Below are 14,031 nucleotides of genomic sequence, written 5' to 3'. Positions count from 1 at the left end.
TAAACCGCCTGCAGGGAAGTCATCCACCAACGGGTGATTTCTGGATGTCGTGTCCGTGATCGAGTATCGGGAGGCTCGCCAGTGACCGGATCCTCATCGGCAGGCGGGCGTCCCGCACCCTCCGGCGCGCTCCCGGAGAAGCGGTCCGGGCTGGTCGTGGCGGTGCTGGCGGTGTGCGGCATCGTCGTGTCGCTCATGCAGACCATCGTGGTGCCGCTCATCCCCGACCTGCCGCGCCTACTGCACTCCTCGGCCTCCGACGCCTCGTGGGTGCTCACCTCCACGCTGCTGGCCGCCGCCGTCTGCAACCCGGTGAGCGGCAGGCTCGGCGACCTGTACGGCAAGCGCCGCGTCCTGCTCACGAGCCTCGGGCTGATGGTGGCCGGGTCGGTGATCTGCGCGCTGTCCGGCTCGCTCGTCCCGGTCGTGGCCGGGCGGGTGCTGCAGGGATGCGCGATCGGCGTGATCCCGCTCGGCATCAGCATCATGCGCGACGAGCTGCCCTCCGACAGGCTCGGCTCCGCGATGGCCCTGATGAGCGCCACCCTCGGCGTCGGCGGCGCGATCGGGCTGCCGCTGGCCGCGTTCGTCGCCCAGCACGCCGACTGGCACGCCTTGTTCTGGATGTCCGCCCTGATCGGGGCGCTGGACCTGCTGCTGGTCGCGTTCGTCGTCCCGGAGTCGCCGCTGCGCGCCCCCGGGCGGTTCGACGTCGCCGGCGCGACCGGGCTGAGCGCGGGGCTCATCTGCCTGCTGCTCGCCATCACCAAGGGCGGCGACTGGGGGTGGGGGAGCGGCCCGACCCTCGGCCTGTTCGCGGCGGCCGCGGTGATCCTGCTGCTGTGGGGCCTGATGGAGCTGCGCACCCGCGACCCGCTGGTGGACCTGCGCACCACGGCGCGCAGGCAGGTCCTGCTCACCAACATCGCCTCGGTGGTCGTGGGTTTCGCGATGTTCGGCATGTCGCTCGTGCTGCCCACCCTCCTGCAGCTGCCCCGGGCGACCGGCTACGGCCTCGGGCTGTCCCTCGTCGAGGCGGGCCTGTGCCTCGCGCCGGTCGGCCTGGTCATGATGCTGCTCTCGCCGCTGTCCGCGCGCGTGTCGCGCCGGTGGGGGCCGAAGATCTCGCTGCTGCTGGGCACGGTCGTGATCGCCCTGGGGTACGCCGCCACGCTCGGCCTCATGCGTTCGGCGTGGCAGGTGGTCGCCGCCTCGTCGATCATCGGGGCGGGGGTCGGCCTGGCGTACTCCGCCATGCCCGCCCTGATCATGACGGCGGTCCCTCCCTCGGAGACGGCCGCCGCCAACGGCCTGAACGCCCTGATGCGCTCGATCGGCACCTCCGCCTCCAGCGCCGTGCTCAGCGTGGTGCTCGCCCACATGACCATCCCTCTGGGGACGGTGACCGTGCCCTCGCTGCGCGCGCTCCAGGTGGCCGTCGTCATCGCGGGCGGGGTCGCCGTCCTGGGCGCGCTGATCACGGGCTTCATCCCCGGCCGGGCGCGCCCCGCGCCTGCGGCCGGGGGGCCGGTGCCGGACGACCTCGCCCGCTCCGGCGGGCGGTGAACCTCAGGCGAGGCTCTCCCGGATCTGACGGATGTGCTCGGGGGTGGTGCGGCAGCAGCCGCCGATGTACGCCGCCCCGGCGTCCCGCCATTCCCTGGCCGCGGCTCCGAACTCCACCGGGTCGGCGATGCCCAGCCAGCGGTGGTCCTCCGCGTCCCAGCTCTCGCCGGAGTTCGGGTACACGATGATCGGCGACTCGGTGAGCCGGCCGATCAGGCTCTTCACGTGGCTCGGCGCCGTGCAGTTCACCCCGACCGCGACCACCTGCGGGTTCCCGGCGAACAGCGCGGCGCACTCCGCCAGCGGGGTGCCGTCGCTGATCGCCTCGCCGTCGCGGCACGAGAAGCTGACCCAGGCGTTGATGTTGGGGGTCTCCCGCAGCAGGGCGGCGATCGCCCGCGCCTCGGCGTAGGAGGGGATGGTCTCGCACGCCAGCAGGTCGGCGCCGCTGTCGGCCAGCACCTCCCAGCGCGGGCGGTGCCAGGCGATCAGGCCGTCCTCGTCGAGGTCGTAGTCGCCGGTGTACTCCGCGCCGTTGGCGAGGTAGGCCCCGTACGGCCCCACACTGGCCGCCACGACGCCCCCGCCCGCGTCGTCCCGCGCCTCCTTGGCGAGCTCCACCGACAGCTGCATCAGCGCCTGGGCCTCGTGCCTCACGCGGCCGCGCTGCTCGAAGGCGGGGAAGCTCGCCTGGTAGCTCGCGGTGGTGGCGACGTCGGCGCCCGCGGCGAAGTAGTCGCGGTGGGCCTGGAGGATGGCCTCCGGGTTCTCCATGAGGAGCTTGGCCGACCACAGCTCGTCGCGCAGGTCGTAGCCGAGCGCCTCCAGATGGGTGGCCAGGCCGCCATCCAGGATCACCACGTCGGTCTCAAGGGGCTGGGAACTCACGCATATACCCTATGCGTCATGAAGTCGGGCATTGCCCACTAATGCAGGTCAAGAGCGGTTAAGAGGGCTGTGACCTGGGAAGGGCCACCAGATTCGGTGTAAGGTCTCCGCTGGTCACGGCCACAAGGCAATGGTAGGGGCGGGGGGTGGTCTTGTGCTGGTGGTTCACGGCGCCTGGGCCGGCGGCTGGCTGGCACTGTGGGCCGAGGACACCTCCTCACCCGGCCTCCGCGGCGCCCGCGCGCATCCCTTCGCCGCGCCCGCGCCCGTCCTCGCCGCGGCCCTCGGGGAGGCGTCGGCCGCGGCCGTCCACGACGAGCTGGTCGTCCACCTGCCCGGCTCGGCGCGAAGCCCCCTGCCCTCGCCCGAGTCCGGCCTCCGGACCACGGTGCGCGCACCCCGCGTCGTCCCCTGGCGGGTGCCCGCGCTCCTGCTCCGCCCCACCGAGGCCCTCCGCCTGCTGGACGACCTGTCCGCCACGCACGCGTCCCCAGAAGCGGACCGCACCCCAGGCTCCTCCGGCCCGGGGACGCCTTCCGAGACGGCGATCCCCGAATGGGGACCCGCGGCCTCGCTGCGCTACCTCGCGCTGGTCGCCGAGCACGCCCGCACGCTCGCCGCACGCGGGCGGGTGCTGCCCCAGCTCGCCGAGGAGGACGGCGGCCACGCCGCGCGCTGGGCACCGGTGATCACCGGCGCCGACGCCGCCGCCTTCCGCGGGCTCGCCGCCGCGATGCCCCCCGTCTGCCGTGCCGTCGGCGGCGAACGACCCGCCGCCCACGTGCTGCACGAGGCCCTCGCCGGCCTGGCCGACGGCGCGGTGCGGCTCACGCTGCCCGACAGGCTGCTGCGCGGCAACCGGCCCGGCCCGCGAACCCCGCTCGCCGAGCGGTGGCTGTTCGCCCTGACCGGGGACGACGCCACCGTCACCGCCACGGACGAGACCGAGGCCGGCGCCCTCGCCGCCATGCTGCGCGACTGGCTCGCCTCGGCCCAGCAGATGGACGGCCCGATCCGGGTGTGCTTCCGCCTCATCGAGCCGGAGGGCGACGCCGACGAGTGGCGGCTGGAGTTCGCCCTCCAGTCGGTCGACGACCCGAGCCTCTACGTGCCCGCGTCGCTGCTGTGGGAGGGCGCGCACGTCCCAGGCCTGCCCAGACGCGCCGACGAGACCCTGCTGGCCGGCCTCGGCCGGGCCGTGCGCCTGTGCCCCGAGCTGCACACCGCCCTGCGGGAGGCCAGGCCGTCCGCCATGGTGGTCGACACCGCATGGGCGTTCGGCTTCCTGCGCCGCGCGGCGCCGCTGCTCCAGGCCGCGGGGTACGGCGTGCGGCTGCCCGCCTGGGCCGGGCGCAAGGCGCTGGGGCTCAAACTCACCACCCGCTCCCGCGCGTCCACCCCGTCACGCGCCGTGGCCGGTCAGGGGTTCGGCCTGAGCGAGCTGGTGGACTTTCGGGTCGACCTGGCCGTCGGCGACCACACGATCGGCGAGGAGGAGCTGGAGGAACTGGCCCGGCTCAAGGTCCCGCTGGTCCGGGTCCGCGGCCAGTGGGTGGAGCTGGACGACCGGCAGCTCAAGGCCGCGCTGTCGGCGCTCGAACGGCGCCGCTCGGGCGAGATGACGGTCGCCGAAGTGATCCAGGAGGTGGTGGGCGGCGGCGACGAGGAGCTGCCGCTGGTCGACGTGGACGCCGACGGCCTCCTCGGCGACCTGCTCTCCGGCGAGGCCGACCGGCGCCTCACCTCGGTCCCCACTCCGAAGACCTTCAACGGCACCCTGCGCCCCTACCAGGAACGCGGCCTGTCCTGGCTGAACTTCCTCTCGCAGATCGGGCTCGGCGGGATACTCGCCGACGACATGGGACTTGGTAAGACGATCCAGCTCCTGTCCCTGTTGTTGAACGAGCGGAACGGGACGCGGCCGGCGCCGACCCTGCTGGTGTGCCCGATGTCGCTGGTGAGCAACTGGCAGAAGGAGGCCGAGCGGTTCGCGCCCTCGCTGAACGTCTACGTGCACCACGGCGGCGGCCGCAAGCGCGACGACGAGCTGGCCGGCGTGGTGGACGCGGCCGACCTGGTGATCACGACGTACGGCACGGCGTCGCGCGACGCGGGGGCGCTGGCCGGGTTCGCGTGGGGCCGGGTGGTGTGCGACGAGGCGCAGGCGATCAAGAACAGCGGGACGCGGCAGGCCCAGGCCGTCCGCGCCATCCCGGCCCGCACCCGCCTGGCACTGACCGGCACGCCGGTGGAGAACCACCTCGCCGAGCTGTGGTCGATCATGGAGTTCTGCAACCCCGGGCTGCTCGGATCGGCCAAGCGGTTCCGCGAGCGCTACCAGGAGCCGATCGAGGCGCGCGGCGACGAGGTGGCCGAGCGGGCCCTCAGGCGCGCCACCGGGCCGTTCGTCCTGCGGCGCCTCAAGACCGACAAGACGATCATCTCCGACCTCCCCGAGAAGCAGGAGATGAAGGTCTGGTGCACGCTGACGCCCGAGCAGGCCACGCTGTACCAGGCCGTCGTCAACGACATGATGTCCCGCATCGACGAGAGCGAGGGCATCGAGCGGCGCGGCAACGTGCTGGCGACCATGACGCGGCTCAAGCAGGTCTGCAACCACCCCGCCCACCTGCTGAAGGACGGCTCCCGCCTGGCCGGGCGCTCGGGGAAGCTGGCCCGGCTGGAGGAGCTCGCCGAGGAGATCGTGGAGGAGGGCGACAAGGCGCTGGTCTTCACCCAGTACGCCGAGTTCGGCGCGCTGCTCCAGCCCTACCTCGCCGCCCACCTCGACCGGCCGGTGCTGTGGCTGCACGGCGGGCTGCCCAAGAAGAAGCGCGACGAGCTGGTCGACCGCTTCCAGAACGGCGACGAGCCGACGGTGTTCCTGCTGTCCCTCAAGGCGGCGGGCACCGGGCTCAACCTCACCGCCGCCAACCACGTGATCCACGTCGACCGGTGGTGGAACCCCGCCGTGGAGGACCAGGCCACCGACCGGGCCTTCCGCATCGGGCAGACCAGGAACGTCCAGGTCAGGAAATTCATCTGCGCGGGCACACTCGAGGAGCGCATCGACGAGATGATCGAGCGCAAGAAGGCCCTGGCCGAGAGCGTCGTCGGCGCCGGCGAGGACTGGATCACCGACCTGTCCACCGAGCAGCTGCGCGAGCTGTTCCGGCTCGGCCCCGAGGCGGTGAGCTGACATGCCGATGAGCAAGGACGGCTGGTTCGAGGCGGCGGCGCCGATCCGCGTCGAGGGCGGCATCCAGGCACGCAGCAAGCGCGGGTCGATCGGCGAGCAGTGGTGGTCGCGCCGGTTCATCGACATCCTGGAGCGCACCTGCGACTCCGGCCGGCTGAGCCGGGGCCGCTCGTACGCCCGCAAGGGGCAGGTGCTCGGCATCGACCTGTCGGCGGGGCTGGCGCAGGCCCGCGTGCAGGGCTCGCGGCCCGACCCCTACACGCTCTCGATCCGCATCCAGGCCTACGATGAGGCGGCCTGGGCGGCCGTCCAGGAGGCCCTCGCGGGGCAGGCGCTGTACCGGGCCAAGCTGCTCGCCGGCGAGATGCCGCCGGAGATCGTGGAGGTCTTCGACTCGCTCGGCCTGCCGCTGTTCCCCTCCGAGCTGGACATGGAGTGCTCCTGCCCCGACTGGGGGCTGCCGTGCAAGCACCTGTCGGCGGTGCTGTATCTGCTGGCCGAGGCGTTCGACGACGACCCGTTCCTCGTGCTCGCCTGGCGGGGCAGGGCGAAGGACGACCTGCTGGACGCCCTTCGCGACGTGCCCGGCGACGAGGAGCCGAAGGACCCGCTGCACGTCGACGACGTGCCGTTCGCGGAGCGGGTGGACGACTTCTACTCGCCGGGCGTGCCGCTGAGCCGCCTGCGCCCGCGCCCCGGCGGCACGGCGGCGCCTCCCGAGCTCCTGCTCAGAGCCCTGGAGCCGCCGCCGGTCAAGGTGCGGCACATCCCCCTGTCCGACATCCTCCGTCCCGCCTACCGCGAGCTCGGCCCCCGTCCGTAGCGGGTCAGGAGCGCTTCCAGAACGACGGGCGCCGCGGGCCGGGCGGGTCCTGGTCGCCGGGGAGCCCTGACCGCGGGACGTCGTGGGCGCCTGGAGTCGCCGTCAGCTCGCCGAGGACCTCGACGGCGCGCCGCCACAGCGCGTCGGCGTCCGCGCCCGGCGTCGTCTCGCAGTCGGAGAGATCCTCCGCCAGGGACGACAGGCGCTCGTCGCCGCCCAGGTAGGTGACCAGGGCCGCCAGACGGCTGCCGAGGTCGGCGAGGTAGCGCAGCCGCTCGCGGGCGGGCAGCGCCTGCCGCTCGCGCAGCCGCCGGAGCTCCTCCAGCAGTTGCGGCACGACGGCGTCCACCGGGTGCGGGACCGGCGGCGCGGGCGGGGCCATCGGGGCCATCGAGCCGCGGGAGAAGAACCGCCCCCGGGGCGCGCCGGCCGGCGCCGGGAAGATCCCGGGAGAGGCGCCCGGCAGGCCCGCGTCGCCCGGCGCGCCGAACTCGGGGGGCGCCCCCGGCGGCACCACGCCGCCCAGCGCGCCGAGCCGGTCGTCCTGCGAGGCGACCTTGAAGATCGCCGGGGTGGCGGTGCTGGTGAAGGAGGCCATCGGGGCCGCGGCCGGCATCGCCGCGGGCGGGGCCGGCATGTCCCACCCGCTCGGCATCTCGACCGGCTGGACGACCCGGTGCCGCGGTCCGCCGTCGGCGACCACGCGGGTGTCGACAGCGACGAACGCCGTGAACCGGCACAGCACCCCGTGGCGCAGCGAGGTCCGCACGATCTCCTGCTCCAGCTCGTGCTCGCCGGCCGCGTAGCGGTCCTCCAGGCGGCGCAGGTGGGCCCTGGCCCACACGGCCCGCGCCGCGTCGCCGCCGGCCGGGACACCGTCGAGCCGCCGCTCCCACGGCCGCCCGTCCGCGCCCAGCCCGTGGACGGTGAGCGCGCCGCGCGGCGAGCCGCGGAACCGGCCCGAGACGGTCAGCGGGACGCCCGAGTACAGCGAGCCGAGGTGGGTGACGGTGCCCGGCAGCACGTCGAGCCCGTCGGCCTTCAGCGACAGGCCGGTGACGAGGGGGGAGCCGATCCTGCGGTGGATGTGCTCCATCGCCTCGTCGAGCCGGTCCTCCGACTCCACCAGCTCGCAGCGGCCCGAGCCGAGGCCCGCCAGCCGGCCGAGGAAGCCCGCGTTCACCGCCCGGTCGATGCCCACGGTGTGGACGCGCACCGCCGACAGGCGCGCGGCGAGGCGTTCGAGGATCTGGTCCTCGTTGCCCACCTGGCCGTCGGTCACCAGGACCAGCACCCGATCCCTGCCGGAGTCCTCCAGCAGGCCGAGCGCCTCCTCCAGCGGCTGGAGGATCTCGGTGCCGCCGCGCGCCTCCAGCCGGGCCAGGTGCTCCACCGCCCGGTAGCGGTTGCGGTCGGTGGCCGGGACCAGGCCCGGGTCGAGCCGCTCGGGGCGCTCGACCACCGAGTCGAACGACAGCACCGCGAAGCGGTCGCCCGCGGTCAGCGTGTCGACGATGCGGGCGGCGGCGCGCCGGGCGGCCACGATCTTCCAGCCGGTCATGCTGCCGGACCGGTCGAGGAGCAGCGCGACGTCCAGGGGCCGCCGCGTGCCCGTCTCGCCGGCGGCGGGCGGCAGCACGGTGAGCGTGAACGTGCCGTCGCCGTCGGCGCCCTCCTGGTCGCGCGGACGGTCAGGGGTGAGCGTCAGCGAGTCGGAGGCGGTGAAGGCGAGCCGGAGGACGAAGTCGCGGTCGAGACGCTCACCGGGCTGGAGCCGGACGACCCCCTCTTCCTGGGTGACCACGTGCAGGCTCGACCGCATCTCGCGCAGGTCGAGCCCGGCCGGGTCGACGCGGGCGGTCAGCGCCAGCCGTACCGGGTCCGGGAAGCCCGGCAGCAGCACCGGCGGGGTGATCCGCGAGGCGTCGGGCACCGCGTCGGTGTCGGGCGCCACGCCGTCCCCGGCCCGCACGCCGTCGTCGAGCGGCGTGCCGGGGATGTACCGCGGGGCCACGACCAGCGGGAAGCGGAAGGTGGCGGCGCCGTCCTCGTACGGCAGCGGCTGGCTCAGCGTGAGCCGCACCGTCACCCGCTCGCCGGGGACGATGTTGCCGACCCGCATGGTGAAGACGTCGGGCCGGTCCTCCTCGGCGATCGCGGCGCGCCTGCCCTCGGCGATCGCCTGGTCGTAGTCACGGCGGGCCTGGCCGCGTTCCTTCAGCACTCCCTCGACCACGTGGTCGTCGGCCTCCATGCGGAAGGCGGTCACCGCCGCGCGGTCGGGCAGCGGGAAGACGTAGGTCGCCTCCAGCGGCATGTCGAAGGGGTTGCGGAACCCCTGGACGACCTCCACACCGGCGGTCAGCGCGGTGATCCGGGCGTCCACCTCGACACTCTCCAGCGGCAGGTTCCCCTTGCCGGTCCGCAGCGCGCCCATCCCGGTGTCGGGTAGTTCGGTGTACTCCCCGGGCTTGAGCGGGGTGATCTGGACGGTCATGGCTCGATCCCTTCGGACGGGAACTGGTCGGGGCCGGCGGCCGGGCGGGTCCGGCCGTCCGCGGGGGACGGGGCGCACAGGCGCCGCTCACGCAGCAGGGCGAGCAGCGGTGCCGCGGCCTCCCGCACGGCGGCGACGTCGGCGGGGGTGGGCGTGTGCCCGTCGAGCAGCAGCGTCACCCCGGGCGCGAGCCGCACGCCGTGCAGCAGGCCGTCGAGGTGGGCCGCGGCCGCGTATGAGACGGCGGCCGCCGCCTGTTCCGCGACACCCCCCGCGGCCCTGGCGGGGAAGGCCCGCGCGGGAGAGGGCGGCATGTCGGGCACGGCAGGCTGCGCGGGTGGTGCGAGGCGGGGCACCGGATCCGGCGCGACCGGCGGTGCCGGTGCGATCGCAGGTGTGTGGTGGGGCGGCGGACCTGGTGCGACTGGTGGTGCGTGGAGTGGGTCTCCTACGACCGCTGGTGCCGGGTGGGGCAGCGGGTCCGGGGCGACGGGCTGGGTGGGGCGGGAGGGTACGTCGGGTGCGGCGGGCCGTTCGGCCCAGAAGCGCGGCCGGGCCTGCGGGGGCGCGGCGCTCCCGGCGGGCGGGTCGCCGGGGAGCCGGGCGATGCCTTCCAGAGCGGCGTCGGTGGCCCCGGCGAGCTCGGCCTGGATGTCGGCGATGGACCGGCCCTCGGCCTGCCGGCGTTTGATCGCGACGAGCTGCAGGAGGTGCCTCCTGCCGTACAGCGCGACCCGGCCACGGCGGGTCAGCGGCGGGTCCAGCAGGCCGATGGTGGTGTACCAGCGGATGAGCCGCTCGTTGGGCACGTCGCGGACCCGGCCGTTGGGCCGCGGCGAGGACGGGCCCAGCGTGTCCGCCGCCCGCTCCGCCAGCTCCCCGATGGTCCAGGTGTCACTCATACCTCGATACTGACACTGCAATCATTACAGTGTCAACGTTTAGGGCGGGGCAGACCGGTTAGGGCGTTCTAAGTAAGAGGTCCCGAACGACTCCTCAGGGGGAGACAATCATGTCCCAGATCACCAGCCCGCTGCCGCCTGACAAGCAGAAGGTCACCGGCGAGGCCCTTCAGGGAGCGCTGATCGATCTCCTCGACCTCTCGCTGATCGGCAAGCAGGCCCACTGGAACCTGATCGGGCGCAACTTCCGCTCACTGCACCTGCAACTGGACGAGATCGTCGCGCTGGCGCGGACCGGTGCCGACACGGTGGCCGAGCGCGCGGTCGCCCTGGGGGTCAACCCCGACGGGCGCGCCTCGACCGTGGCCCGCGACACGCAGATACCGCAGCTCAGCCCGGGCTACATCGAGGACGGCAAGGTCGTCGACGCCTTCACCGAGATCCTGGGTTCGACCATCTCGCGCATGCGCGAGCGCGTCGGCGCGACCGAGGAGGCCGACCCGGTCACGCAGGACCTCCTCATCGCGATCACCCAGGACCTGGAGAAGCAGCACTGGATGATCCAGGCCCAGCGCTGACCGGCGCACCGCCCGAAGCCGGGCCACCGTATCCGCCACACCACACCCCGCCGCCGGGCGCCGGATGAAGGCGACACGTCCAATGGACAGTCCCCTGCGGCGGCTGCGGTGGCCCACGGGGGGTCGTGATCGTGGCTTGCAGGGGTCATGACGGCGTGACCTGCGGGGGATCACCGCAGGTCGTGATCGCTGGGATCTGGGGGATCACAGCAGGTCGCGGGCCAGGTGGGCGATCGGGGGGTGGGTGGACAGCAGGGCGTGCAGGGCGTCCCAGCGCGCCGCCCCGTTCCCGTGTCCGGCCCCGTCCCCGGTGCCGGTGAGCAGACCTACCTCGGCCAGCGCGGCCCTCCACTCGTCCGGGCGGGCGCAGGCCGCCGCCTCCTCCAGCCGGGACAGGACGGTCCCCGCGCGGCCGGGCCCGTCCGGGTCGCGGGCGAGCAGCGACAGCAGGTGCGGCCACCGGATCGCCAGCACCGCCAGCTTCGCCACCTCCTCGTCGCTCGCCCTCGCGGCGCCCGCGAGCGCCTGCCGATAGGTCACGAACGAGTAGAACCGGAACACGTTCACGTACCTCTTCAGCTCCCGCGGGTTGCTCACCGTCAGGGCAGGGAGGGTCCGCTCGATCGCCACGTAGGCCTTCTCGTCACTGTAGAGATCGTCGTAGACCCGGTCGGCCGCCAGCCGGACCTCCGCCGACAGGCCGCCGACCGCGTCGTCCCCGGCCGCGTCGCCGCCCAGCGTCTCCTGCACCCTGCGCGCCGCCAGGTCCAGGTCGTCGGCCGTCGGGCCCAGGGTGCGGATCGCCGCCTCCATCCGGTCGACCAGCTCCGGCTCGGCGGGCCGGTCGCCCTCCCGCCCGGCGGCCTCCTCGGCACGCGGCTCGGCGGGGACGTCGAGGAGGGTGCGCAGGTACGCCGGGATCCGGTCGTCGTCGTCCAGCAGGGGCACGCTGAGCGGCAGTTGCACGATCTTCTCCAGGAACCGCCACCCCAGCCCCGACCGCTCCTCGGCGGGCGGGGGCAGCGTGCGGGCGAGGTCCTGGTAGGCCACCTCGACGTGCGCCGCGACGACCTCCGGCTCCATCGCCAGCACGAACACGCAGTTGGGGAACTCCCCGGCGAGGAACAGGTTGACCGCCTCGATGACCTGGGCGACCGTGCCGGGGGAGCAGCGGTCCAGGTCGTCCACGAAGACCACCAGAGGACGCTCCTCGGTGGCCACCATGCCGAGCACGCGACGCATGTCGGTCTGCACCAGGTGCAGGAAACCCGTCTTGGAGCGGTACCCCGGATCCGGCGTGAGCTCCTTGACCAGCTCCGGCGACACGCCGAGCAGGTCGGGCTGGCGCACCAGCTTGCGGAACGCGGTGTCGGCCGACTCGCCGAGGAACCGCGCCAGTCGTACGGCCGCGGCGGCGACCACGATCACCGTGCCGCCCGACCCGACCGCGGCGGCCGTGCCGCGCAGGACGGCGCCGATGGCCGGCAGCAGGGCGGAGGCGGCGAGCGCGGCGGCGGTGAGCAGCAGTGTGGCGCACAGCGCGAGGGCCACCGGCAGCAACCGGGTCGCGGCCAGCCGGTACGCCCGCCGCCGCACCGCCTCCCGGTCGATCCTCGCGAGGTTCAGCTCCAGCCAGAACCGCTCGCGCTCGCCCCGGGGGAGACGGCCGGTCACCTGGCTGATGATCTCGTGGGCCAGCCCGGCCCACACCTGCTCGCCGTTCTGGTACATCCACGGGTTGAACCACACCGTCGGCCGCCAGTCGGCGTCCCGCAGCGGCAGTTCGCCGGGTACGGCCCGCCCGGCCCCGGCGTCGTCCGGCACCGACGCGCGGGCGAGCACCTCGGCGTTCGTCACCTGCTGCGAGCGGCGCCGCAGCCGGTTGAGGTGGATCGGCGCGGGGTGGTCCTCGGCGGCGCCGGGATCCAGCAGGTCCTGCACCATCCGCATGAGGGACGTCTTGCCGGCGCCCCACGGTCCCTTGATCCCGATGGTGAGGGGTGGCCTCGTGTCGGGGTGACGGACGAACGCGGCGACCGCCTCGGCGTGCACCCGGTGCCCGAGCCGGTCGTGGACCGTCCACCGGTCGCCGGTGAGCCGGGCGCGGGGCCGTACGGCGCGACGGGCCGCTCTCCGGCGGCGCAGCAGGGCCGACACCAGCACCAGTTCCTCGCCGTCCAGCCGAGCGGCGGCGGCCCGCCGGACGGCGGGGTCGGCGAACGGCGTGGCGTCCCCCAGCAGCCCCCACGCCGACAACTCGCGGAGGACCTCCCCGACCACCCGCCCGCGGCCACCAGGAGTACGGCGTGTCCCCTCGCCCGGGTGACCCTTGTGCCGTGGGCCGAAGGTCTGGGCCTCCGCCTCCGGGGGGCCGTCGTGCCGTGTGCCGGGGGTACGGCGTGCCCCTCCGTCCGGGTGATCTCTGTGCTGTGCGCCGGGGGTTCGGCTCGCCTCGTCGGTCTCGGTGAGTGGGTGATCGTCGTGCCCGCTGCCAGGGGCGGAGCGTGTCTCCTCGCCGAATTCGCTCGGACGGCCACCCTCGGCGCCGGGGCCCGCGGAGCGGTCATCCTCTTCCGGGCCGCGGGGAGCGCACTCCAGCAGCAGCTCCGCCATCTCCACGGTGACCGGCTCGTCCTCGGCCAGCAGGGCGGCGCGGCGCAGCAACTGCCGGGCGTCCTCGCCGAGGTGCACCTCGTAGATCCTGCCGACCAGCTCGGACGCCGACAGCGGCGGCACCACGTCGCCGAGGACGGCGAGGCGGGCGAGCGCGGTGCCGAAGGCGGCGCCGAGATCGTGGACGGCCGCTTGGGCGGCGGCGACGGGGATCAGCTCGCCCTCGCCGTAGGTGAGCATGTAGGGCCGCCGGTCGGCGCCGAGGTCCGCGCAGCGCTCCTCGGCGTACCTGTAGAGGTCGCCGACCGAGACGGTGCCGTCGCCGTCGAGGTCGGCCTCGCCCGACAGGATGCCGTCGGCGAGGATGGCGGTGAGGGAGACGGCGCGCCCTGGGCGTCCGCCGGGCACGCTCGCGCTGGTGGTGAGCGCCGCGGCGGCGGCCACCGGTTCGCCCCGGACCGGCAGTCTGCTCACGTTCGGATGCGGCTGGGCGGGGTTGGCGGTGACGAGCCACCCGAAGTCGACGATCAGCAGGAGCGCCGCGCCGTCCGACCGCTCAACCCTGCGGGCGAACTCGTCCATCAGCGCGCCGAACTCGCGCCGCCCCCAGCCCGACTCGGTCGACCATCGCACCAGGAGCAGGTCGCCGGGCTCGACCGCGTCGAGGAACGCCCCCACCCGCCGATGGTCGCCCGAGTCGCATTCGGCGGTCTCCACCGCGTACCCCTCGGCGCCGAGGGCGTGGACGAGCCGCCGATCGGCCCCGTCACCGGCCCGGCCGCTCCCACGATCCAGGAACACCAGCGCCTTACGCGCCCTGATCGGCGGAGCGGGCGGCGAGGTGACGATCAGGGACGTCATCGGCGACCTCCGGGCACCGGCCGACCCCGGACCGTCCCACCCGCCTCCCGGGCGCGGCCCTCGGGTGCCTCCCCACGCCGGGCGACGGCCCTGGAGCACCTCCC

General features: G+C 74.2%; 8 protein-coding genes. 4 read left to right on the top strand and 4 right to left on the bottom strand.

Features of this window, described 5'->3' with window-relative positions; translation table 11 throughout:
- Positions 1–81: 81 nt before the first annotated feature.
- Complete coding sequence (locus tag KIK05_RS27245; protein ID WP_443729131.1) at positions 82–1,566, top strand: MFS transporter; 1,485 nt, start codon at positions 82–84, stop codon at positions 1,564–1,566.
- Between the two features lie 3 nt (positions 1,567–1,569).
- On the opposite strand, the gene mmuM is transcribed toward KIK05_RS27245, so the two are convergent.
- Positions 1,570–2,454 carry a homocysteine S-methyltransferase gene (gene mmuM / locus KIK05_RS27240; RefSeq protein WP_308250139.1) on the bottom strand — a complete coding sequence of 295 codons (885 nt, stop codon included), beginning with the start codon at positions 2,452–2,454 and terminating at the stop codon, positions 1,570–1,572.
- Positions 2,455–2,608: 154 nt separating this feature from the next.
- Here mmuM and KIK05_RS27235 point away from each other — a divergent pair, with 154 nt between their 5' ends.
- Positions 2,609–5,653, top strand: a complete 3,045-nt coding sequence (locus KIK05_RS27235) for a DEAD/DEAH box helicase (protein WP_214413696.1) — start codon at positions 2,609–2,611, stop codon at positions 5,651–5,653.
- Position 5,654: 1 nt separating this feature from the next.
- A complete protein-coding gene (locus KIK05_RS27230) occupies positions 5,655–6,476 on the top strand; it encodes an SWIM zinc finger family protein (protein WP_250563505.1) in 822 nt (273 codons plus the stop codon).
- A 4-nt stretch (positions 6,477–6,480) separates the two neighbouring features.
- On the opposite strand, the gene KIK05_RS27225 is transcribed toward KIK05_RS27230, so the two are convergent.
- A complete protein-coding gene (locus tag KIK05_RS27225; protein ID WP_214413695.1) occupies positions 6,481–8,973 on the bottom strand; it encodes a VIT domain-containing protein in 2,493 nt (830 codons plus the stop codon).
- Complete coding sequence (locus KIK05_RS47220; protein ID WP_250563504.1) at positions 8,970–9,875, bottom strand: helix-turn-helix domain-containing protein; 906 nt, start codon at positions 9,873–9,875, stop codon at positions 8,970–8,972. Before KIK05_RS47220 ends, KIK05_RS27225 begins: the two co-directional genes overlap by 4 nt.
- A gap of 110 nt (positions 9,876–9,985) precedes the next feature.
- On the opposite strand from KIK05_RS47220, the gene KIK05_RS27215 reads away from it, so the two are divergent.
- Positions 9,986–10,453, top strand: a complete 468-nt coding sequence (locus KIK05_RS27215) for a Dps family protein (RefSeq protein WP_214413694.1) — start codon at positions 9,986–9,988, stop codon at positions 10,451–10,453.
- A gap of 204 nt (positions 10,454–10,657) precedes the next feature.
- Here KIK05_RS27215 and KIK05_RS27210 read toward each other — a convergent pair whose 3' ends face one another.
- Positions 10,658–13,927, bottom strand: a complete 3,270-nt coding sequence (locus tag KIK05_RS27210; protein ID WP_214413693.1) for a P-loop NTPase fold protein — start codon at positions 13,925–13,927, stop codon at positions 10,658–10,660.
- Positions 13,928–14,031 lie beyond the last annotated feature (104 nt).

This window comes from Sphaerisporangium fuscum, from assembly GCF_018531465.1.
GTDB lineage: Bacteria > Actinomycetota > Actinomycetes > Streptosporangiales > Streptosporangiaceae > Sphaerisporangium > Sphaerisporangium fuscum.
This window is presented reverse-complemented; position numbering and strand designations above follow the sequence as displayed.

What these genes read in the sequence shown, in the direction of transcription:
- KIK05_RS27215 (WP_214413694.1), top strand. Translation starts at nt 9,986, where the DNA reads ATGTCCCAGATCACCAGCCCGCTGCCGCCTGACAAGCAGAAGGTCACC.
- KIK05_RS27225 (WP_214413695.1), bottom strand. Translation starts at nt 8,973, where the DNA reads ATGACCGTCCAGATCACCCCGCTCAAGCCCGGGGAGTACACCGAACTA.
- KIK05_RS27210 (WP_214413693.1), bottom strand. Translation starts at nt 13,927, where the DNA reads ATGACGTCCCTGATCGTCACCTCGCCGCCCGCTCCGCCGATCAGGGCG.
- KIK05_RS27230 (WP_250563505.1), top strand. Translation starts at nt 5,655, where the DNA reads ATGCCGATGAGCAAGGACGGCTGGTTCGAGGCGGCGGCGCCGATCCGC.
- KIK05_RS47220 (WP_250563504.1), bottom strand. Translation starts at nt 9,875, where the DNA reads ATGAGTGACACCTGGACCATCGGGGAGCTGGCGGAGCGGGCGGCGGAC.